We start from the raw sequence: 21,134 nt of genomic DNA, 5'->3' as shown, positions 1-21,134 counted from the left end.
ACTCATGGCACCCAACGGCATCCTCGATTCCCTCCGCCGGGCGTTCGGCAGCAGGAGCGCCCCCGTGGACGTCCCCGTCCGGGCCGCCGGACAGCGCCCGCTGGCGCTCGTCTACCGCGGTCCGGCCACCCTGCCCGGATGCCCCGAAGCGGTGGCCGGGCTGCTGGCCGCCGGGCCGTGGGACCTGGACATCCGCTACACCGGTCCGCGCGAGGCCGTACCGCTGTCGGCCGAATCGCTGGCCCAGGCATGGGTGTACGCCCAGCCGGGCGGCGGCACGCTGTCGCACGCGTACCGGCACCTCAGACGGCAGCGTGAGGCGATCCGCGGCTACGTCCACGGCGGCGGCCGCTATCTGGGCTTCTGCCTCGGCGGCTATCTGGCCGGGGCCACCCCGGGGTTCGGCCTGCTGCCCGGCGACACCGACCAGTACATCGGCTCACCGGGCGCCACCGTCCACGACGAGAGCAACACCCTGGTCGACGTGGACTGGCGCGGCCTGCGGCGCACCCTGTTCTTCCAGGACGGCCCGCAGTTCCTCCTCGACGCGGGCGCGCACGCGACGGTCCTGGCCACGTATACGAACGGCACGGTCGCCGCGCTCGTCGCCCCCTTCGGCGCGGGCCGCGTCGGGGTCGTGGGGCCGCACCCGGAGGCCACCGACGACTGGTTCATCGACGACGGCCTCCCCGTCCACCACGGCCACGACCTCGGCCTCGACCTCGCGAGCGCGGTGCTGGAGGGCTGACCGCGCGGGCGGCCGCGGCCTGACGGGCATGCCTGTCACGACGACGGAGGTCCCGGGCGCGCGGGCCCCGGGACCGTGTGGCAGTCTGCGCGCAGAGCCCGGCCCGTCGGACCGCCGGGCCGGAACGCTCACGAAAGCGCGGCAAAAATGGACATGTCGAATCGGCCGGACCGGGCATCCGCCCCCGCCGCCCACCGCGAGGCCGTCGCGGCGGAGACCGCCCGGATGGTGGCCGTGGTCAAGGGGGCGGACCTGTCCGCACCCGTACCCGGCTGCCCCGGCTGGACGCTCGCCGACCTCGTCAAGCACACCGGCAGCGTGCAGCGCTGGTTCTCCGTCCTCCTGCGCGGGCGCGTCCAGGAGCGCCCGCTGAGCCGGGACGTGGAGCTGGACCTCCCGGCCGAGGAGAGCGGCTACGCCGACTGGCTGACGGCGAGCGCCGCCGAGGCGGCGAGCGCGTTCGCGGCCGTCGACCCGGACGCTCCCATGTGGGTGTGGGGAGCCGATCCCCACGCCCGGTTCTGGATCCGGCGGATGCTGTTCGAGACGCTGGTGCACCGCACGGACGCGGAAGCGGCCGCCGGCGTCCCGTCCGTGGTCGACCGCGACCTCGCGACCGACGGCGTCGACGAGTTCCTCGTCAACCTCCCCCACGCGGCCTTCTTCGCCCCCAAGGTGGCCGAGCTGCGGGGCGACGGCGAGACCCTGCGCTTCCGGTGCACGGACACCGGCGGCGACTGGCTGGTCCGCCTGCGCCCCGACGGCTTCGGGCTCGAAGCCGGCGCCACGGCCGGCACGCGCGCCGACGCCACCGTGCGGGGCACCGCCGCGGACCTGCTGCTCCTCATGTACGGCCGCCGGGGCCACTCCTCCGACGCCTTCGAAGTGCTCGGGGACGAGGCCCTCTTGGCACGTTGGTCCGCCAACTCCGCTTTCTGAGGCGCGAGTACGGGAAGTGTCACGTCGGCGCCGACGACCGGAAGGAAGGTCCGTGAACGCTTTCCGTGGCACTCTCGTCTCCCTCTGCACCGTGCTCGCCCTGACCTGCACGACCGCGGCCGCCCCGGCGGAACCACCGCCCGATCCGCCGACGGCCGGGTCCCCCGGCCTCGGCGACCCGTTCTTCCCGCTGGACGGCAACGGCGGCTACCACGCCCTGCACTACGGCCTCACCCTCGCCTACACACCGGCCGACACCCACCTCGACGGGCGGGCGGTCGTCACCGCGCGCGCCACCCAGAACCTCTCCCGCTTCGACCTCGACCTGTCCGGGCTCACCGTGCGGTCCGTGCGGGTCGGTTCGGCACCCGCCGCGTTCCGCCGCGACGGCCAGGAGCTGATCATCACGCCGCGCACCCCGCTGCGCCGCGGCCAGTTCTTCCGGGTCACGGTGGCGTACGACGGCGAACCGCAGGCCATCAACATCCCGGGGGACCCGTACGACGGCTGGAACGTCACCGACCACGGCGCGTTCGTGGCCGGGGAGCCGCAGGGCAGCCGCACGTGGTTCCCGCTGAACAACCACCCGCTGGACAAGGCCGCGTTCGACTTCACCATCACCGTGCCCGAGGGCTACACCGCCGTCGCCAACGGCACGCTCACCGGCCGCCGCACCCACCAGGGCCGCACCACCTTCCGCTGGCACAGCCCCGAGCCGATGGCGGGGTACCTCGCCACGGCCACCATCGGGAAGTTCCGCACCGAGAGCTACCGCACCCCCTCCGGGCTGCCCGTCTTCACCGCGGTGGAGCCCCGCGAGTACGCCGCCTCGGCCCCCGCGCTGAAGCGGCTGCCGGAGATCATCGACTGGGAGAGCGGGCTCTTCGGCCCCTACCCCTTCGGGGCCGCCGGGGCGATCGTCGACCACGCGCCGCAGATCCCGTACACGGCTCTGGAGACGCAGACCAGACCGCTGTACGCCCACGCGCCCGAGATCGTCACCCTGGTGCACGAGACGGCGCACCAGTGGTTCGGGGACTCCGTCAGCCTGGCCCGGTGGCCGGACATCTGGCTCAACGAGGGCTTCGCCACGTACGCGGAGTGGCTGTGGGCCGAGCAGCACGGCGGCCCCAGCGCCCAGCAGGCGTTCGACACCGACTACGCCAAACCCGTCAGTGATCCCATATGGGCCTTCCCGCCCGCCGCCCCGGGCGACTTCACGCACCTCTTCGACGCACCGGTCTACGACCGCGGGGCGATGGCGCTGCACGCGGTGCGGACCGTCGTCGGCGACCGCGCGTTCTTCCACCTGCTGCGCGCGTGGGCGGCGCGGCACCGCTACGGGCACGGCACGACACGGGAGTTCACCGCCCTCGCCCGCACGGTCTCCCCCAGGGACCCGGGGCCCGCCCTCACCAGCTGGCTGTACGGGCCGGGGAAGCCCGCACGGCCCTGACCTCACCGGCCACGACGAGGCGGTATCCGTAGTCGTACGTCTCCAGCGTGCGCAGGTGTCCGTACCGGGCGTCCCACTCGCCGCTCGCCAGGTCGTCGCGCAGCAGCCGCACCCCGCGCGCGGCGGCCTCGGGCGGGAGCTGGGCGAGGATGGACATCCCGGCGCGGACAGCGGGGTCGAGGAACGCCTCCGGCCGGTTCCAGAAGGCGCCGACGAATCCGTCGGTGCAGTCGGCGGGCACCGGTACGGCGTCGACTGCCCGTACGTCCAGGTGCTCGCCGATGTCCGCGACCGCGGGCGCGTGGGCCTCGCTGGGCAGCGTGAGGGACTCGGGGAAGTAGCGGGTCAGCCAGAACCGGCGGCCGATCTCCGGTTCGGTCATGAGGATGACCTGGCGCCGGGCCACTCTGCGCAGTTCGGCGAGGCCCGCGGCCAGGTCGTGCCACAGGTGCACGGTGAAGGTGGCGAGCGCCGCGTCGAAGGCGGTGTCGCCGAAGGGCAGCGCCTCCACCACGGCCCGGACGGCCGGGGCCGCGGTCGGCGGCCGCTGGGCCAGCATCGCGGCGGCGGGCTCGACCGCGACGACGGCGCGGTCGTCGGGCTCGTAATTGCCCGTTCCCGCGCCGACGTTGAGCAGTGTCCGGGCGCCGCGCAGGGCGCGGCGGACGCGGGCGGCGACGCGCGGGTCGGGGCGGCGGGCGCGGGCGTATCCCGGGCCGATACTCTCGTAGAGCGTGCCGTCGGTCATGCGCGCCTCCATCCCTTGAGTCCGGGGCCGCCGCTCGTCGGCGGCCGGGCGCGAGGAACCGTAGTCGGGGGCGCGGCGGCCGAGAAGCCCCACCGCCGCCCGACGGCCCGCTTTCGGCCGCTCGTCCGGCGCGCGGGCCGGCTCACCCGTCCGGCCCGGGCCCGGTGTTTCGGGAGAGGGCTCCGGGGACAGGTTCTTGCAGGTCTTGGGCGACGAAGGAACGAGGGCGGGCAGATGGCGGAGTCGGCGATCCGGACACCTGCGGATGTCTGGATGCTGGTGCGGGAGCACCCGGCGCCGCTGAAACACTCGACCCAGGAACTGGCCACGGCGCTCGAACGGATCCACGGCGCCCGGTTCGCCGTCTGGCACACCGACGAACTGCTCTTCGGCGTGCGCGAGGGGCGGCTCTTCCTGCGCACCCTGGGCGGCCTGGAGGTGCCTCCGCCGCGCGTCGTCTGTGTGCGTCAGGTGCCCGGGTCCCAGCACCACGACCGCGAGGTGACCCTGCTGCGGCAGCTGGAGCGCATGGGCGCCGTGCTCCTCAACCCACTGGATTCCCAGCTCGTCTGCCACAACAAGTTCTGGCAGCTCCAGGAGCTGGCCCTGGCCGGCCTGCCGGTGCCCGACTCCCTCTCGTACGCCACCGCTCCGCTCCCCGCGGTCGTCCAGGCCGCCGGTCCCGGCATGCCGTGCGTGGTGAAGTCCGTGACCGGAACGGGCGGGAACGGAGTGTTCCTCGCCCCGGACGCCCGGCTGCTGCGGGATGTGGCCGGGAACCTCGCGCAGGGGACGCCCTACCTCCTCCAGGAGTACGTGGCCCCTTCACACGGCCGTGACCTGCGCGTGGTCGTCGTGGACGGCGCGGCCGTCGCCGCGGAGATCCGCACGTCCCACGACGGCTCGCTCGCCTCGAACCTGGCGCGGGGCGGTTCCGCGACGCTCTGTCACGGCCGCTACCCCGAGGCCGAGGCGCTGGCGGTCCAGGCGGCCAGGACCGTCGGCCTGACCGTCGCGGGGGTGGACCTCCTCTTCACCGGCACCGGCTCCTACACCGTCTGCGAGGTCAACGCCGTCCCGGCCTGGCGCCCGGAGATGACGGGCGTGGTCCCCGCGATCACGGCGTGCGTCGCCCGGCACCTGGGCGCGCGGGGCGATCAGCCCGCGCCGTCGGCGGTCCCGGTCCCGGCCGCGACGAAGAAGGTCGCGTCCTCGGGCACGCCGGTGTGCTCCGACCCCGCGTCGTCGCGGTAGTCCCACGCGAACGGCAGGCCGCGCGCGGTCGCCACGTCGGAGCCGTCCATGAGCTGGAAGTGCAGGTGGGGTTCCGAGGAGTTGCCGGAGTTCCCGCACTCGGCCAGCTGCTGACCGGCCGCCACCCGGTCGCCCACCGCCACCCGCAGCGAGCCGCGCCGCAGGTGGGCGAAGCCGGCCACGACGCCGTCGCCGAGGTCCAGCAGGACGTGGTTGCCCCAGATGTGGCGTGGCCAGCCCAGCCCCCGGACGAAACCCTCCAGGTAGAGATAGCCGAAGCCGGGCAGCGACATCCGGCAGAGGTGGTCGCGCCGGCCGTCCACGGTGGCGACGACCACCCCGTCGGCGGGGGCCAGCACGGGCCGCCCGAAGGTGCGGTAGCGGCCGGGCGGCAGGCCGAACGGCCGGAACATGCTGAAGGCAGGGTCGGGCGTCGCCCCCTCGGCCGGCGCGTACTTCAGGTCGACGGCGTAGGTCTGCGCGTGGCTGTGGGTGTGGCTGGGCACCTTGGTGCCGGGCCCGTTGAGCGCGACCCACCGCCCGCCGACGGGCACCCGGACGGGGACGGGCGGCCGCTCCCGGTCCGGGCGCTGCCTGCGCGTCAGCGACCACCGCATGGTCCCGCCGACGACGAGCAGCACCACACCGGTGACCCACAGGGGCCCCACACCCCGGCCGTTCACCAGCACGCACAGAGCCCCGGCCCCGAAGAGCAGTCCGTGGCGCTTCCACAGGGTCAGCAGCATGTGTACGTACCTCGTCGTCCGGGGTCAGGGGAAGGCGCGGACCGGCCGGGGGGACAGGTCCGGGGTCTCGCGGATGCCGTGGTGGCGGCGGAGCGCGGACAGGGCCGCGAGATGGCCGCACATGCCGTGCACGGACGGCCCGGGCGGGGTCGCCGCCGAGCAGAGGTACACACCGGGCAGGGGTGTGGTGTACGGGTCCCAGCGCGCTGTCGGGCGCAGCAGCGACTGACGCACGGTCAGGGCACCGGCGGTGATGTCCCCGCCGACGTAGTTGGGGTTGTACGCCTCGAACCCGGCGGCCGGGCGGCCGTGCGAGGCGAGGATCGTGTCGGTGAACCCGGGCGCGTACTCCTCGACGCGTCGGCGGATCAGCTCGACGGGGTCGCGGGTGTCGCCGTGGGGTACGTGCGCGTAGGCCCACACCGGCCTTCTGCCGTCCACGGCGCGGGACGGGTCGGTGACGGCGGGGTCGACGACCAGCAGGAAGGGGGCGGAGCCCGGCTTCCCCTGGGCCACGCCGCTCTCCTGCCGGGCGATGTCGGCGTGGCTGCCGCCCACGTGCACCGTACCGGCCCGGCCCACGAGCGGACTGGCCCAGGGGACGGGGCCGCTGACGAGGAAGTCGGCCTTCGCGGCGCCGGGGCCGTAGCGGTAGCGGCGCAGGGCGCGCCGGTAGCGGGCGGGCAGCCGGTGCCCGGCCAGGGCGAGGAACTCCTTGGGCCCGACGTCCAGCAGCACGAGCGGTACGTCGCCGAGTTCGGCGAGGTCGCGGACGTGGTGCCCGGTGTGGAGGACGCCGCCGTGCGCGGTGATGTCGTCGGCCAGGGCCGCGGCGATCCGGTCGCTGCCGCCCTCGGGCAGCGGCCAGCCGGTGCTGTGGGCCGTGTGCGCGAGGAGCATGGCGACCGCGGCCGACGCGAGCGAGGGGAGTTTGCCGACGGCGTGCGCCGCCACTCCGGTCAGCAGTGCCCTGGCCTCCGGCGTGACGAACGGGCTGCGCGGAGTGGCGTGGGCCAGGACCCGGGAGGCGAGCCACGCCGCGGCGACCGGGTCGCGTGGCACGCTCCTCAGGTCGGACAGGAGCAGGTCGACGACGGAGCGGGAGCGGGCGACGAGGGGGCCCATGAGGCGCTCCCAGCGGGGCCCGTCCACGCCCAGGTGCGCGGCGGTGCGGGTGATGTCGCGCCAAGCCGCCACCGCGTGGCCGCCGGCCAGCGGATGGGCGTAGGGGATGTCGGGCTGGAGCAGGTTCACGCCGCGCGAGGCCAGGCCGAAGGCGCGGAAGAACGGCGAGGCGACGGCCATCGGGTGGACGGCCGAGCAGACGTCGTGCCGCACCTCGCTGTCGAACAGGGCGACGGTGCGCAGCCCGCCCCCGACGGTGTCGGCCTTCTCGTAGAGGACGACGTCGAGCCCGGCCCTGGCCAGGGTCACCGCGGCGGCCAGTCCGTTGGGGCCGGTGCCCACGATCGCGGCGTCGGTCATGACGCGGCTCCTGCGGCCGGTGCCAACTGGCGTCCGGCGAGGCGCCGGTAGGTGGTGTCGGTGTCCATCAGCTCGGTGTGGGTGCCGCTGGCGCGCAGCCTGCCGTCCTCGATGAGGAGGATGCGGTCGGCGTCGATGGTGGTGGAGAGGCGGTGGGCGATGGTGAGGACCTGGCAGCGGGTGCCGATGGTGGTGATGGCCTCGCGCAGCGCCGTCTCCGAGTCGGAGTCGAGGTGGGAGGTGGCCTCGTCCAGCAGCAGGACGTCCGGGCGGGTCAGCAGGGCGCGGGCGATGGCGAGGCGCTGGCGCTGGCCGCCGGAGAGGCCGGTGCCGCCTTCGCCGAGCGCGGTGTCCAGGCCGTCCGGCAGGGCTTCGACGACGTCCGTGAGGTGGGCCGCCGCGACGGCTTCCGCGATGTCGGCGGCGGTGGCGTCGGGCCGGGCGTAGGTGAGGTTCTCGCGGACGGTGCCGCGCATCAGCGGGGCTTCCTGTTCGACCAGGCCGATGCGGGAGCGGAGTTCGTCCAGCGGCACGGCGGCGGTGTCGCGTCCCGCGAGGTGGATGCTGCCCTCGTCGGGGGTGTGGAAGCGTTCGACGAGTTGGAAGAGCGTGGTCTTGCCCGCGCCGGAGGGGCCGACGATCGCGGTGACGCCGGCGGGCGGCAGCGCGAAGGACACCCCCCGCACGGCGGGGGCGCCGGCGCCGGGGTAGGCGAAGGTGACGTCCTTGAACTCGATCGCGGGGGCGCCCTCGACACGGCCGGTGGCGCCGGGGCCCGCGGAGGGCTCCACCTCGACGGCGGCGAGCTCCTTGACCCGGTCGATGGCGGCGCGGCCCTGCTGGAGCTCCCCGAGGGACATGAACAGCATCACCAGCGGGGACACCAGATAGAACAGGTACATGATGAACGCGGTGAGGTCCTCGATGGGCAGGGCCCCGGTCGCGGTGCGGGACATGCCCCAGGCGATCACCACGGCGAGCGACACCTGGGTGCCGACGTTCATGGCGGGCATCAGCATCGCCGACAGCCGCGTCACCCGGATCCCGCTGACGCGCGCCGCGTCGGCGAGCTCCCCGATGTGCTCCGCCTCGCGCTGTTCGGCGCGGGACGCCTTCACGGTGGTCAGCGCGCCGAGGACGCGCAGCAGGCCGGACCCGAAGGCGCTGGTGTCCTCCCGGTTGGTCACCGCCGCCGCGCGGACGGCGCGCGCCAGTCCCAGGGCGACGGCCGAGGACACCCCCAGGCAGCCGGCGGTGACGAGCAGCAGCCTCCAGTCGATCCACGCCATCACGGCGACGCAGCCGATGGTGGTGAACGCCGAGGTGATCAGCTGGGAGACGGAGGAGGAGAGGGCGACGCGCGCCAGGGAGGTGTCCGCGACCGTGCGTGTGAACACGTCCCCGTGTTCGAGGCGGTTGAACTCCCTCATCCGGGAGCGCAGGAGCCGCCCGGTGAGGGTCGTGCGCATGTCGAGGACGATGTTCTCCCCGGCCCGGCCGATCAGATGGAAGTGGGCGGCGGCCAGCAGCGCGTCGGCGACGAACAGGGCGGCGATGAGCGCGATCGGCCCCGCCATCGAACCGTTCGTCGCGACGGCCTCGATCAGGTCGCCGATGAGCAGGGGCTGCACGAGAGTGGCGGCGGTCCCGCCGAGGCCGAGCAGGATGCCCGCGCCGAGCAGCAGCCGGTGGCGGCGGACGAGGGCGGATACGTTCACTGCTTGGCCTTGCCCGCGGCGATCGCCGCGATCACGGCGATGGACACGCCGAAAATGATGCTCTTGGACCACGACCCGGAGGTGACGTGACCGTCCTCGCGGAACATCACCAGCATGACCGGCACGGCGAAGGCGAAGGCCAGGACGAACCAGAGGACGCGCGATGTATTCACCACAGGATCCCTTTCTTGTGCGTTGTACGGCTTCCGGGCGTCGCTCACGTGCCTCTGACGTAGGTGGTGAGGAACATCGGGTACTGCTCCGTGTACGGGGACAGGTCCCAGCCGGAGTAGCGGCCCTCCGGGGTGAGCCCGGCGGCGAGGGCGTAGGCGTCCGTCTCGTCGGGGACGGCCGGACGCGAGAGTTCGTTGCCCACGCGGGTGGTGCCGTCGGACTCGTACCAGACGTGGGAGCACTGCCACAGGTCGGAGCCGGGCGGCAGGGTGGAGTGGGTCTGCAGTCCCGTTCCCGGCTCCGGGTAGGGGGTGAAGACCGTGGTCCGCGTCCGGCCCTCGTGGAGTGCCTCGATCGCGGGGCGGTTGCCGGTCTCGATCACCAGCCGCCCGCCGGGCGCGAGCAGTTCGGCGGCGCGGTGGACCATGTCCTGCTGTTCCTCGCGGGTGAGGAGCATGGAGAGCACTCCGCACACGGCGTACACCAGCCCGTACCGGCGGTCGTCGGAATAGGCGCGGATGTCGCCGTGGACGCCGGTGACGCGCTCGGCGCCGGGATCCTTCGCCAGCAGGGCGAGCATCTCGGGCGAGGAGTCGACCCCGGTGACCGGGCCGGTGCTGACGGAGAGCGGGACGGCTATACGGCCGGTGCCGACGCCGAATTCGAGGGTGCCCGCCCCCGGGTCGGGGTGGAGGGCGGCGAGCGCGTCGGCGACGGCCCGCGCACCGGCGTCCTTGGGGAAGATCCGGTCGTACCAGGAAGCGAACTGGGTGCCGTAGCCGATGTCTTCGACCGTGCTGTTCATGTGCGTGGTCACTTTCTTGCCGGGGCGCGGCGTGAACCGAGTCGCCGTCTCGTTGGGGTGCGGGGCCGGGCCGCGCGCTCACCGCGTGGTGACGCGCGGCCCGCGCCCGGTGCCTCAGGCGGCCGCCGGTTGGCTCCGGTTCGATGCGTCGAGCGGGGTGTAGGGCGAGATGAACAGGGTTTCCGGCTCCTCGGCGCTGTCGTGTCCCGCCGCGCGCACGACGGCGAACTGGAAGCCCTGGACGGCGGATCCGCCCTGTTCCCGGCGGATCCGCTGCCGGATGAAGGCGACCAGCACCTCGTAGGAGGAATTGCCCTGCACCGCCACGGCACCGGTCTTCACCGCCTGTTGCAGGATCGCGGTGCAGATGTCGAACACCGCCTTCTCCGGGCGGCGGGTGGCGAACCAGAAGGCGTGGTGCAGGCGGCGGGGTTCGATCATCTCGATCTCGTGCCAGTCGCTGGTGACCCCGCCGGGGTCGAGGGTGCGGTAGACGTAGTGGAAGTCGTGCACCGCCGGGTTGGGGGCGAAGAACTTCCAGTTCGGGATGAGCGAGAAGACGTCCCTGGTGCGGGCCCGGTCGAACGCCGGGTGCGGGTGCTGCGCGGCCACCGTGGCCAGCAGCATGCCCGCTCCCAGCACCCGGGCCGCCGCGCCCTCGCCGGTGAACGTGGACTTCAGGAGTCCGGCCGTGGTCACTGCCCTGCCCCTTCCCGCTGCGCCTTCTTCTCCTCGGCCCTGTCCTCTGCCCTCTCCGCTGCCGTCCCCTCGGCCTCCGTGAGCGCGGTGCCCAGGAACCGGGCCATCAGCTCCGCCGCCTTGTGGGCGTGCATGGCGTCGGTCAGCAGGGAGTCGTGGTCGGAGCCCTCGACCACCTTGATCCCGCCTCGCTCGCCGTGGTTCCGGTGGGCCCTGGAGAGCTCGTTGTAGAGGAGGAGCTGCTCGGGGTCCTGGTCCACGGTCTGCTGCGCGGCGATGATCAGGCCGGGGGCCGCGATCGGGTCGATGTCGCCTTCGAAGGCCCTGAACTCCCGCTCCACGGCCTCCCATTCGCGCTTGCCGGCCGTCCAGAGACGGGCGTCGGTGTACTGCGCGAAGACCTTGTCGCGGTAGGCCTTCGGGAGCTTGTCGAGCCAGTCGGGGCGGCTCATCAGGATGCCGGTGCCCAGCCGCAGATAGAGCGAGGCGTGCGCGATCGTCTCCCGGAGGTCCTTGGCGCCCGCGTCCTGCCGCTGCGAGCGCTGCAGCTCCGCGGGGTGCGCGGGGTCGAGATAGACGAGACCGGCCACCCGGTCCCCCAGCCGCGCGGCGGCCCGGCGGATCAGCTCGCCGCCCAGGGAGTGGCCGACCAGCACCACCTTGCGGTGCCGGGGCACGACGGCCCGCACCAGGTCCTCCAGGTCGTCGACCGACTCCTCCAGCCCGTACGGGGCCGTGCTGCGGCGGACGCTGCCGGCGTATCCGGCGCGGGCGTAGGACACCACGGCGTGCTCCGAGTCATGCGCGAACCGCTCGGTGATCCACGAGAAGTGCTCGGAGGTCGAGGTCAGACCCGCGCAGAAGACCAGCACCGGCGCGTCCGACTCCTCCCGGCCGCCGGTTTCGTACATGAGCTCGTTGCCGTGCCGGGTGACGACCTTCCGCGAGGCCGGCCAGCCTTCGAGCACCACGCCGCGGCGCTGGACGGCGACGGCGGCGGCCGCCGCGACCCCGGCGGCCAGCAGGACGGCCGCCGCCCTGACCGCGCGGTCGTCCCGCCCGGCGACCGCCGGGTGGGTGGCCGGTGCGGTGGTGTAGGCGACCATCGGGTGCAGTGAGGGGAAGGCGGTCATGAAGCGCCCGAGTCCCATGATGAAGCCGTTGGCCACGTGGAAGCTCCCGGCGGCGGCCAGGAACGGGCGGGTCAGCCGGCCCCCGGCGACGTAGACGAGCGGGAAGAGGCACTCCATCGCCAGCACACCGTGCTGTACGTACTTCGACGTCTGCGGATAGCGCCGGGTCAGGCGGTAGACACCCTCGGAGCCATAGGTGCGGGTCCGCATCACGCCCGGGAGGGCGGAGGCGTCCCGCCACCTCTCGCCCATGAGCTTGACCCAGCCGGAGGCCGCGTACGAGAGGTTCGCCTGCATGGCGACGTACCAGAGCAGGGCGTCCTGGGTCTGGGGACTCCTCGAGAGCCGGGCCAGTCCGGTGGCGCCCTGCACCAGCGTCGCGACCTGGTCCGAGCCGTCCGTTCCGTAACGGTGCCGGGCCTGCAGGAGGCATGTCGTCCCGCCGAGGAAGAGGCTTCCCGCCCCGCGCCACCTGCTGTGGCCGGGCATCAGCAGGCCGATGCTGACCGCCGCCCGCGCCGCGTGCAGGGCTATGGTCACGTTCTTGCCGCTCACGGCATTACTCAGCCGGCGTACAGCGATGTTCTTTGCCTCGGGCGACTTCTTCATGATGTCCCAGTCGTTCAGCCCACCGGGATCCAGCTGTTCACGCTGGTGCAGATATTCCAATGAAGAAGACAGGGTGGTGAGGGCGGACAGTCTCTCCGATATTCCCAATGCCCTGTCCCGGGATATCGGCACGGGAGAGAACACAGCCGAGGCGAGTTTTCTCAAGTACCTCAAAAAAGCGCCTTCCTCTCGACTCGTCAAGGGCTGAGCTAATATGGGCAGGCTGTCGGGCCGCGATTGCGGCGCGGCCCGACAGCCTTCCTCACCCGCTCTCGGAGGTCACTCCGCGAGCGTCGGTACGGATCCGGCACCGATATCCGGACCCGGTCGCTCAGCCCTTGGCGGCGGCCCGGCCGGCCTCGTAGGCGCCGACCGCGGCCGCGCCGGCCGCGAGGCCGCCGCCGGCATAGGGGGTGACCACCAGGACGGCGGGCGTGAAGGCCACCGGCATCACCCGCGTGACCTTGTCGCCCTCACCCTCGGAGAGGGTCGGCGCGGTGGCCGTACGGACGCTCTCGATGATTCCGCTCATCTTTCGATCTCCCTTGTCCGGGGTTCCTGTCGACGGGTCAGTTGACGACGCGGCCGGCGACGTAGGCGCCGACCGGGATGGTGAAGGCGACGACCGCCGCCGTGACCTTGACGGAGGCGGGCACGGCCACGACCGCCGGCGTCGCCATGACGGGGGTGCCGTCACGGAGGACCAGCCCCTCGGTGATGGGGCCCATCTCCTGCTCATTCATGAAGGCCGCGATTCTGGCCACAGTTCTCCCTTTCCTTTCGGCGTCCCGACGCGAAAATCGGCAGGCGGGTGCCCGAAGCGGTGTTCCCGGCTTTGTCCCACCCGGCTGCCGGACTTCGATCGGTCGGCGCTGCACGAGCCTGAAGGGAACAGGTGACTTCGGGAGGTCCATCGGCACTCGGACGGCAAGCGTCACGAACGGATCAGCATTGCGGGACCATTCGATCCCCACCTCGCGAAACGATCGCGACTCCGCCCAAACCAAGCCCCCCTTTGCCTGTTCTTGGCTTGCACATTACCTTCGGCCGACTTGGAGGACAACCCCTGGAATGATGCACTCCGCTTCCCCGCCCGCCCGGTGCGCCCACACGAAAAAACGCGGGTCAGGCCGGCTCACGTCGGCCTGACCCGCGATCGGATCGGGAGGGGCGGAGGAACCGCCGACTACCTGCGCACGGCGTGCAGTTGCCACATGGGCACCAGCACCCTGCCCGTGTCATCGACGCGCAGAGCGTCGGGTTCGACACTGAAGCCCGCCCGACCCAGGTCACTCCCGTGCTGCTGGAGGAACCGAGGGGTGAAGGCCGTGACGTAGTCCATGAGCTCGATGCCTTCGATCCGCCAGTGCTCACCCAGGTGCGTGCGCAGGTCGTCCTGTCCGACGGCCATCAAGGGCAGGCTGAACCCGGGCCACTTCGTGTCGGCGAAGCAGAAGAGGTGGAGCCGGGCGCCCGCGCGCGTCACACGGTGCAGCGCCGCCGCGTACGCGCCGCGCTGGGCGCCGTCGAGGCAGTGGTAGAGCGCGCTGTCGACCACGGTGTCGAATTCCTGGCCGAGACCTTCGAGGGTCGTGGCATCGGCCTGCACGAAGGTGACGTCGAGGCCACGCGCGGCAGCCCGCCCCCTCGCCTGCTCCAGTGCGGTGGGGGCGGCGTCGAAGCCGGTCACCCGGTGACCGCGCCCGGCGAGGTACAGCGCGTTCTCGCCGAGCCCGCAGCCCGCGTCGAGGACGTCGCCGGACAACTGCCCGCCCTCCTCCAGCGCGACCAGCGCGGGCTGCGGCCCGCCGATGTCCCACGGCGCCACGTCGAGAACGAGCTCCGTTCCCGGCAGTGAGGGTTTCCCTTGATAGAGCGCTTCGAAATCCATGTCCCTGGGGGCGGCCGCCGCCCCGTCGCCGGTTCCGTTCGTCATGTGCGCCTCCACGGTCGAGGGCTTCCGGGCACGGACGTGCCCCTCACCCAGCGGTGACCTCTCGGACTGTACGCCGCCAAGGCCCCTTATTTCAACGCCCGTTGAACCACCCCGGGGACCCGGCGGCACCGGACCACCGGCTCCTTGCGCGGGCCGCCGGAAGACGTCCGTCCGGCAGCCCGCCGAAGGCCCCGCACCCACATCACGAGCATATGCCTTGACAGGCATATAACCAACGAGGCACATTGAACTCATGACCGATGCTGCCCTGTGGACCGCCCTCGCCGACCCGCACCGGCGCGCCGTGATCGCGCTGCTGCTGGAGCGGCCGCGGTCCGTCGGTGAGATCGTCGAGGCATGCGGCCTGAGCCAGCCGAGCACGTCGAAGCACCTGCGGGTGCTGCGTGACGCGGGCCTGGTGCGCGTGCGGCAGGAGGCGCAGCGCAGGGTCTACGCCCTCGATCCCGCGCCGATCGCCGAACTCGATGCCTGGCTGGCCCCGTACCGGCGGCTGTGGAACGACAGCCTCGACGCACTGGGCCACCGCCTCGACAGCGCGGCACCACCCCTGGAACCTCCGAAGGACTGAGTCACCATGCCCATCGAACCCGCCGCCCCGACCGGCACCTACCTCACGCTGGACGACGGCCGTCCCGCCGTCCGCTTCACCCGTACGTACGCCCATCCCGTCGAGCGCGTCTGGCGCTTCGTGACCGACGCGGACGAGCTGGCCCACTGGTTCCCCTCCCGGGCCGAGATCGACCTGCGCCCGGGCGGCGCGATCCGTTTCAGCGGCGACCCGGCCATGGCGGACTCCACCGGGCGGGTCCTGGCCGTCGACGTCCCCTTGCACCTGTCCTTCAGCTGGGGCGGCGACGAGCTGCACTTCGATCTCGAACCGCTCGACAGCACGCACACCCGCTTCACGCTCACCGACGTGCTGGAGGCCCCGGACACCGCGTCCCGCAACGGCGCCGGGTGGGACGTGTGCCTGACCGCCCTCGACGCCAGGGCCCGTGGCACGAGCCACGCGGGCCCGCACGCCGGCGCCACGGCGGCCTGGCAGGAGCTCTACCGCGCCTACATCGCCGCCGGCGTCCCCTCCGGGGCCACGGTGCCGGGCCTGCCCGACGGTCACTGAACTCCGATCGGGGGGGCACGGCCGATTCCGCCGGACGGCCCTGCCGAGTTGCCCGTGCGGCAAGGCGCGTCCGCTGCCTCCTCATCGCCGCCGACCGGGTCTGAACCGGGCTACGGTGGGGCGGTACGGCGCTGAGGAAGGCACAAGTGGTGTGTCTCTCGTACCGGGAGGTCGGCGTGGCCGCTGTGGTGCGCGTGTCCGAGCGAGTGGTGACGGTCGAGCGCGGGCAGTTCGCCTTGTGCGACGAAGGGGCGCCCTTCGACGACCGTCCGTGGGAGCTCCCGGCACTCGAAGGGCGGCAGATCGCGGTCAATGGCAGCGGGCTGACGGTGGCCAGCACCGTCGCGATGCACGACGCCGATGTGCGGCTGGAGTTGTGGGACGGGCCGCCCCCGCCGGAGTCCGCCGGAGCGCCGCTGGGAGAGTGCGTGCTGGAAGTGCCGTCGGGTGCGGTGACGGCCTGGGCGGTGCCGCACGGTCCGGCGGGCGAGCCGATGGCGCTCGGCGACCCCGGACCGTACGCCGTGCGGCTGTACCGTCACGGAGGCGGTCCGGCGGCGCGGGCCCGGCAGGACGCCGCGGATCCCCCCTTGTTCACCGGGCTCGAACGGTACGTCGTTCAATTGTGGCGCCGTCCCGCGCCGGAGGAAACTGTCCGCGCGGGACGGCGGTGAGGACTGCCGCACACCGCGAAGGTCAGTGGATGGCGACGTAGAAGGCGTCCTTGTGGAGGATGCGGTCGGCGACGTACCAGTTGTTCAAGTCGGTTCCGGCGTTGCCGTTCTGTGTGCCGTCGACGTACTTCACCGAGAAGTTGCCGTCGCCCTTGCCCGCGCCCTCCCAAGCCGAGGCGAAGGGGTACTCGTCGCACTCCTCGCCGGCCTGGTGCGGCAGCGGGGCACAGGTGCTGCGGACCACACTGCGGTTCTTGTCGTACGCCTTGGTGGCCGTGGCGTCCCAGTTGGACACCAGCCGGTGCAGCGGCTTGCCGGAAGCGATGCTTCCGGGAATGGACTTGGTGTGCCCGGCGGGGGGCGGCGGGTAGGTGGCTCCGGGGCTGGTCTGGGCGAGCTGGATGTGGCGGGCGACCGCGCCGTTGCGCGCGGAGCTCACGCCGTACTCCCCCATCACCGGCATGACCCGGTCGAAGATTCCCGCGCCCTTGGCGCCCAGGTAGCTCGCGGAGTCGAACCGGACGCCGTTGTCGAGCACCGTCCCGGTCCCGCCGGAATTGGTGACGGACGAGCGGATGGCGCAGCGCGCCACCTTGTCACGTCCGTAGCCGTCCGACGCCGCCGAGGAGATGGTGTAGATGGCCGTACCGCCCGCCTGCCAACCGCTCAGCAGCTCGGGTCCCGAACCCCGGGCGTCGCACGCCTTGTTGCTGCCGTCCGGCCCGTGGTATCCGCCGGTGGCCCAGCCGATGGAGAGCTTGCCGTCCGTGGTCACGCCGGTGCGCACGAACTCGTCCATGCCGGTCACCGCCCGGATCACGCGGGAGCCCTTGGTGCCTTCTCCCGCGGTGGTGTTGCGCCAGGAGACGTTGCCGATGACCTTGCCGCCGCTCACCACGGAATATCCCACAGGGGTGACGTGGCAGTACGCGTAGTGGTTGATGATCCGTTCCCCGGACCTCGGCAGCAGGCGCCGGCAGGTGGCCAGGTCGACGCCGGCGGCCGTCACGGACCGTTCCCCGGCCGTGGACGTGTAGGTGGTTCCCAGCCGTTGCGCGGTCACGTCACCGTGCTCGTGCAGTGTGGCCGGCGGTCGTACGGCCGGATCGGGCCACTGGGCGGACCCTTCCGGCGCTCTGTCCTCGTCCCATCTGCTGCCCACGGCGGGCAGCGGGTGCGCTGCGTCGACGACCTGTACGGGCGTCGTGGTGATGCCGGCCGCCGCGCCCGCGGCGGGCTGAGCCGCCGCGTAGGTGGCGGGGAGAGCGGTACAGGCGGCGCCGACCAGAGCTGCGGTCAGCACACGGCGTATCGGCCAGTGCATGGGCGCTCCTAGTGTCGTTCCTCGTGGCCTGCCGACCACAAGGAACCGACGCTAAGTACGCCGAACAATTGAGCCAAGAGTTCCGCCGAACTATCTGCCGGCGTGGGTCTGTTTCCGGCCATGCGGGCCGAACCCCGCTGTCGTCCTGGACCGGTGGCCACAGCTCCACGGCGGCGGACCACGACGGTCGGTCCGACCTCGGCCGGGTACGGAGCGTGTCTCAAACCGCTCGTTCGGCGGCGCTCCGCTCCACGCAGAATTCATTGCCCTCAAGATCGGCGAGGGTCACCCAGCCCGTGCCGTCCGGGCGGCGGTGGTCGAGGACGAGAGTGGCGCCGAGGGACAGCAGGCGCTCCACCTCGGCGTCGCGGGGCCGGTCCTTCGGCTGGAGATCCAGATGCAGCCGGTTCTTCCGGCTCTTGGGCTCCGGCACCCTCACGAAGAGGAGCTTCGCGCCGCCGGTGATGACCCAGGACTCCGGGTCGCCCGGCAGATCCTCGTCCGCGAGCGAACCGCCGAGGACCTCGGCCCAGAAGGACGCCAGGCGGTAGGGATCGGCACAGTCGACGGTGACGTGTCCTATGAGAGATGCCATGGGGCGCACCCTACCCACGCCCGGTCAGTGACCGCCCCTGGGTTGGTCACAGCCGAAGTGGTCGGGGTAGCCGCCGAAGGCCTCCGCCTGGGTGGAGTCGCGGCTCATCGTCCCCTCGACGCACAGCGGAGAGGCGTCGATGAGGAAGCCGACCCCGGTGGGGCCGTTCTCGTACGTCTTCACCTTCCCGGCGGGGTAGCCGAGGCCGGTGATCGCGTCCCGGGAGTGCCCGGGGACGAAGTCACCGCGTTTGCGCAGCGGTTCGAGTGCGCCCTTGACGCGCCCGACGGCCGCGAGCCCGTCGCAGCGGCTCCGGCCGTGCAGCGGGAGGGGAACCATGAAGCCGTGGTTCTCGGCGTAGTGGTCGGTGGGCGGCGTGGCCGGGTCCGGCGTACCGGCCGTCGCCGACGGCAGCGCGGAACTGTCGCCGGGACACGGACCGTCCACCGGCGCGCTCGGCGCGGCCGCGTGCGCACCGGTGTCGTCTCCGGACCGCTGCGTTCCGCACCCGGCGAGCAGCAGGGCCAGCACCGCTATCGGCAAGGCCCCGCGCCGGGGTCTCGTCACTCTGATCGTCGTCATGCGCTGATCCTGCCCCGTACCGCGGCGGGAGTCATCCGTACGTCGCGACCGCGCGATCACCGAACGCGGCCCACGGGCGCCAGGTACCACCGGGCCGGTCCTGTACGCGGGTACGCGGCCGGCCGTCGGTGGTGACGGCGAAGACGTGCATCCGCCCGGTGGTGTCGACCGCGGCCGTGGGCGTGGCGGCGAGCCGGACGCCGGGCTCGCCGAAGTCGTCAGCGGGGTCCCAGCCACCGCCGGGTGCGCGTTGCCGTCGGTGGCTGAGCAGGGCCCCACCGGGTGACAACGCGAAGGCTTCGAGCCTGCCTTCCGCGTCGGGGGCGAGCGCCGGGGCCGTGGCCGTCCAGCCGAACATCGGCTGCCAGTCGTCCCAGCCGCCGCTCGGCACGGTCTGGCGCCGGTGGTACGCCGCCTGGCCGGACGGGGCCGTGGCGACGACGGTAAGCCTGCCGCTGCCGTCGCGCGTCACGCGCGGCGCGGTGCCGGCCGCGGTGCCGAAGCGGCTCCACTGCGCCCAGGGGCCGTTGGGCGTCTCCTGCCACCGGTGGTAGATGCCGGAGCCACCGGGCGAGAGGGCGAAGACCTCCAGCCGCCCGTCGGCGTTGACGGCGACGACGGGCGGTGCGCCCGCGGGCCCGCCGAAGCCGCCGTCCCACGCGTCCCATGCCGGCGACCCGGGCGAGCTCTGCCGTCGCCGGGCGATGGCGGTGCCGGCCGGGCCGAGCGCGAAGACCTCCAGTGCGCCGTCGGCGGCGCGGGCGACGGCCGGGGCGGCGCCCGCCGCACCGCCGAACTCCTCCCAGCCGTACCAACTGCCGTCCGGGCGCTGCACCCTGTGGTACAGGCCGGCACCGCCCGGGGCGAGGGAGAACACCTCCAGCCTGCCGTCGGTGTTGCGGCCGAGTGCGGGAACCGCCCCGGCCGGCGCGCCGAACGGCTGCCATGACGACCAGGTGTCGGACCGCGGGTCGAGTTGGACACGTTGCCACACCGAACGGTCGTCGGCGTCGAGGGCGAACACGGTCAGCCGGTCGTCGACGCCCAGGCCGACGGCCGGGTTGTCCGCGCTCTGCCAGGGAGGCGGCGTGTCCCGCCACTGCAAGGGGGCCATGTACAGCCCCTGGTGGAACCAGCCCGCGGCGCTCGCGTGCCACTGCTCTCCGTCGGCGACCACCTCGACGGCGTGTCCGGGCACATGGCCCGCGTAGCCGTCGAGGCCGAAGGAGTACGGATTCCGGGACGCGAAGACGTCGGTGCCGTCGTATCCGTCGCGGGGGCCGATGAACAGGTAGTACCAGCCGTCCCGTTCGACGACGAAGGGTGACTCGGTGACCGACACCGTCGCGGTGGTGGTCGCGTCGGTGAACACCGTTCCCGGCTCGCTCCAGTGGACCAGGTCGTCGGAGCGCCGGAAGGCCACCACATGCCGTCCGTCCTGGGCGGAGAACTCGGTGTAGTACATCACCCACTGACCCTCGATCCGCACGACCATCGGGTCGCGTGCCGCGCGCCCCCGGAAGAGCGGGCCGGTCGGAAGGCGTGTCCAGGTGAACAGGTCGGTGGAGGTGGCGAGGTTGATCGCGGCACCGCCCCGGCCACCGGCGGCGTAGAACATCCAGTAGGTGCCGCCCGCCTCGACGACATGGGGCGCCCACAGGTGCTCCTCCCCGAAGTAGGCCGGGTCCACGGTCAGCGCGTCGGCGTGCGTGGTCCACGGCCCGTACGGGTCCGGGGCGGACGCGTGGGCGAAGGAGACCTCGGCCGCGCTGTCGGGGGCCTGGCCGGGCGGCGCGGCGGCGCCGACGATGCCGAACAGGTGCCACCGGCCGGACGTCCTGACCAGCGTGTGGTCGTTGAGGTAGCGCTGCCCGCCGGGGGTGGACGGGTCGTAGACGTGCGCGAAGGGCCCCGCTCCGACCCACCCGTGAGGCGGGGGCGGTACGGCGGTGGCGCCGCCGGCACCCAGCAGCGCGAGCGCGCCTGCCCCGGCGGAACCCTGGAGCAGGCGGCGTCTGGTGATCGGATGCATGGGTCCTCCGGGAGGGAAGGAGGGGCCGTGGCCGGCCAGGCCCTGGGTGTCCTGGCCGGCCACGGGATGTCGGGTCAAGAGACCGGCGGACCGGCGGTGCTGTTGACCCAGGCCCACTCGGACCAGGTGCTGAAGCCGGTCTGCCACCTGTGGTAGACCCCGGCCCGGCTGGTCCCGAAGACCTCGATGCGACCGTCGGCATTGGTCGTGGCGGTGACTCCGGTGCCACCGGTGCCGAACGTGTCCCAGTCGCCGTAGGGAGCGTTCACGCCCTTCTGCCACATGTGCATGGCGACATCACCGTTGATGGCGAACACCTCCACCCGCCCATCGGCG

General features: G+C 72.7%; 22 protein-coding genes and 1 pseudogene. 7 read left to right on the top strand and 16 right to left on the bottom strand.

Features of this window, described 5'->3' with window-relative positions; genetic code table 11:
* Positions 1-4 precede the first annotated feature (4 nt).
* From AB0435_RS16100 to AB0435_RS16090, 3 genes are all read left to right on the top strand, one after another.
* Entirely contained in the window at positions 5-748 is a 744-nt protein-coding gene (locus AB0435_RS16100; RefSeq protein ID WP_366004281.1) for a BPL-N domain-containing protein, read from the top strand.
* A gap of 153 nt (positions 749-901) precedes the next feature.
* Positions 902-1,687, top strand: a complete 786-nt coding sequence (locus tag AB0435_RS16095; protein ID WP_366004280.1) for a maleylpyruvate isomerase family mycothiol-dependent enzyme — start codon at positions 902-904, stop codon at positions 1,685-1,687.
* A gap of 100 nt (positions 1,688-1,787) precedes the next feature.
* Positions 1,788-3,143 carry a M1 family metallopeptidase gene (locus tag AB0435_RS16090; RefSeq protein ID WP_366004297.1) on the top strand — a complete coding sequence of 452 codons (1,356 nt, stop codon included), beginning with the start codon at positions 1,788-1,790 and terminating at the stop codon, positions 3,141-3,143.
* Here AB0435_RS16090 and AB0435_RS16085 read toward each other — a convergent pair.
* Entirely contained in the window at positions 3,100-3,891 is a 792-nt protein-coding gene (locus AB0435_RS16085; protein ID WP_366004279.1) for a methyltransferase domain-containing protein, read from the bottom strand. The genes AB0435_RS16090 and AB0435_RS16085 overlap by 44 nt on opposite strands.
* Before the next feature lie 234 nt (positions 3,892-4,125).
* Between AB0435_RS16085 and AB0435_RS16080 the strand changes: the two genes are divergently transcribed.
* Complete coding sequence (locus tag AB0435_RS16080) at positions 4,126-5,145, top strand: RimK family alpha-L-glutamate ligase (protein WP_366004278.1); 1,020 nt, start codon at positions 4,126-4,128, stop codon at positions 5,143-5,145.
* Here AB0435_RS16080 and AB0435_RS16075 read toward each other — a convergent pair.
* The 10 genes from AB0435_RS16075 to AB0435_RS16030 form a co-directional block, all read right to left on the bottom strand.
* Positions 5,049-5,891, bottom strand: coding sequence for a M23 family metallopeptidase (locus AB0435_RS16075; protein ID WP_366427249.1), 843 nt, complete (start codon positions 5,889-5,891; stop codon positions 5,049-5,051). The two genes, AB0435_RS16080 and AB0435_RS16075, sit on opposite strands and share 97 nt — an antisense overlap.
* 24 nt (positions 5,892-5,915) lie before the next feature.
* Positions 5,916-7,376, bottom strand: a complete 1,461-nt coding sequence (locus tag AB0435_RS16070; RefSeq protein ID WP_366427248.1) for an NAD(P)/FAD-dependent oxidoreductase — start codon at positions 7,374-7,376, stop codon at positions 5,916-5,918.
* On the bottom strand, positions 7,373-9,094 hold the full coding sequence (locus AB0435_RS16065) for an ABC transporter ATP-binding protein (protein WP_366004275.1): 1,722 nt from the start codon (positions 9,092-9,094) through the stop codon (positions 7,373-7,375). The genes AB0435_RS16070 and AB0435_RS16065 overlap by 4 nt, the downstream gene beginning before the upstream one ends.
* Entirely contained in the window at positions 9,091-9,267 is a 177-nt protein-coding gene (locus AB0435_RS16060) for a hypothetical protein (protein WP_366004273.1), read from the bottom strand. The genes AB0435_RS16065 and AB0435_RS16060 overlap by 4 nt, the downstream gene beginning before the upstream one ends.
* A gap of 44 nt (positions 9,268-9,311) precedes the next feature.
* Positions 9,312-10,073: a class I SAM-dependent methyltransferase gene (locus AB0435_RS16055; RefSeq protein ID WP_366427247.1), complete on the bottom strand. Its 762-nt coding sequence runs from the start codon at positions 10,071-10,073 to the stop codon at positions 9,312-9,314.
* 114 nt (positions 10,074-10,187) lie between these two features.
* Positions 10,188-10,772, bottom strand: a complete 585-nt coding sequence (locus AB0435_RS16050) for a hypothetical protein (RefSeq protein WP_366004271.1) — start codon at positions 10,770-10,772, stop codon at positions 10,188-10,190.
* Positions 10,769-12,574 carry an alpha/beta fold hydrolase gene (locus AB0435_RS16045; protein ID WP_366427246.1) on the bottom strand — a complete coding sequence of 602 codons (1,806 nt, stop codon included), beginning with the start codon at positions 12,572-12,574 and terminating at the stop codon, positions 10,769-10,771. Before AB0435_RS16045 ends, AB0435_RS16050 begins: the two co-directional genes overlap by 4 nt.
* Before the next feature lie 271 nt (positions 12,575-12,845).
* The gene (locus AB0435_RS16040; protein ID WP_366427245.1) at positions 12,846-13,046 is read right to left on the bottom strand and encodes a hypothetical protein; all 201 of its coding nucleotides are present in this window, start codon (positions 13,044-13,046) and stop codon (positions 12,846-12,848) included.
* A gap of 37 nt (positions 13,047-13,083) precedes the next feature.
* Entirely contained in the window at positions 13,084-13,257 is a 174-nt protein-coding gene (locus tag AB0435_RS16035; RefSeq protein ID WP_366427244.1) for a hypothetical protein, read from the bottom strand.
* 443 nt (positions 13,258-13,700) lie between these two features.
* Entirely contained in the window at positions 13,701-14,450 is a 750-nt protein-coding gene (locus AB0435_RS16030; RefSeq protein ID WP_366004267.1) for a class I SAM-dependent methyltransferase, read from the bottom strand.
* 253 nt (positions 14,451-14,703) lie between these two features.
* Here AB0435_RS16030 and AB0435_RS16025 point away from each other — a divergent pair, with 253 nt between their 5' ends.
* The 3 genes from AB0435_RS16025 (at position 14,704) to AB0435_RS16015 (ending at position 16,265) form a co-directional block, all read left to right on the top strand.
* Positions 14,704-15,039, top strand: coding sequence for a metalloregulator ArsR/SmtB family transcription factor (locus tag AB0435_RS16025; protein ID WP_366004266.1), 336 nt, complete (start codon positions 14,704-14,706; stop codon positions 15,037-15,039).
* 6 nt (positions 15,040-15,045) lie between these two features.
* A complete protein-coding gene (locus AB0435_RS16020; RefSeq protein ID WP_366004265.1) occupies positions 15,046-15,591 on the top strand; it encodes an SRPBCC family protein in 546 nt (181 codons plus the stop codon).
* Between the two features lie 146 nt (positions 15,592-15,737).
* The gene (locus AB0435_RS16015) at positions 15,738-16,265 is read left to right on the top strand and encodes a hypothetical protein (protein ID WP_366427243.1); all 528 of its coding nucleotides are present in this window, start codon (positions 15,738-15,740) and stop codon (positions 16,263-16,265) included.
* A gap of 22 nt (positions 16,266-16,287) precedes the next feature.
* Here AB0435_RS16015 and AB0435_RS16010 read toward each other — a convergent pair whose 3' ends face one another.
* The 5 genes and pseudogenes from AB0435_RS16010 to AB0435_RS15990 all read right to left on the bottom strand — a co-directional run.
* Entirely contained in the window at positions 16,288-17,589 is a 1,302-nt protein-coding gene (locus tag AB0435_RS16010; protein ID WP_366427242.1) for a NucA/NucB deoxyribonuclease domain-containing protein, read from the bottom strand.
* A 220-nt stretch (positions 17,590-17,809) separates the two neighbouring features.
* A complete protein-coding gene (locus AB0435_RS16005) occupies positions 17,810-18,184 on the bottom strand; it encodes a VOC family protein (RefSeq protein ID WP_366004262.1) in 375 nt (124 codons plus the stop codon).
* 24 nt (positions 18,185-18,208) lie between these two features.
* Positions 18,209-18,766: a hypothetical protein gene (locus AB0435_RS16000; RefSeq protein WP_366004261.1), complete on the bottom strand. Its 558-nt coding sequence runs from the start codon at positions 18,764-18,766 to the stop codon at positions 18,209-18,211.
* A gap of 31 nt (positions 18,767-18,797) precedes the next feature.
* Positions 18,798-20,798: a family 43 glycosylhydrolase gene (locus tag AB0435_RS15995; protein WP_366004260.1), complete on the bottom strand. Its 2,001-nt coding sequence runs from the start codon at positions 20,796-20,798 to the stop codon at positions 18,798-18,800.
* Between the two features lie 74 nt (positions 20,799-20,872).
* A pseudogene (locus tag AB0435_RS15990) lies at positions 20,873-21,134 on the bottom strand (hypothetical protein); the annotation flags it as partial.

Origin of the sequence: Streptomyces sp. NPDC051173 (genome assembly GCF_040689515.1) — a bacterium.
In the GTDB taxonomy this organism is placed as follows: domain Bacteria; phylum Actinomycetota; class Actinomycetes; order Streptomycetales; family Streptomycetaceae; genus Streptomyces.
Note: the sequence above shows the minus strand (reverse complement) of the source record. Positions and strands in the feature narration are given on the sequence as shown.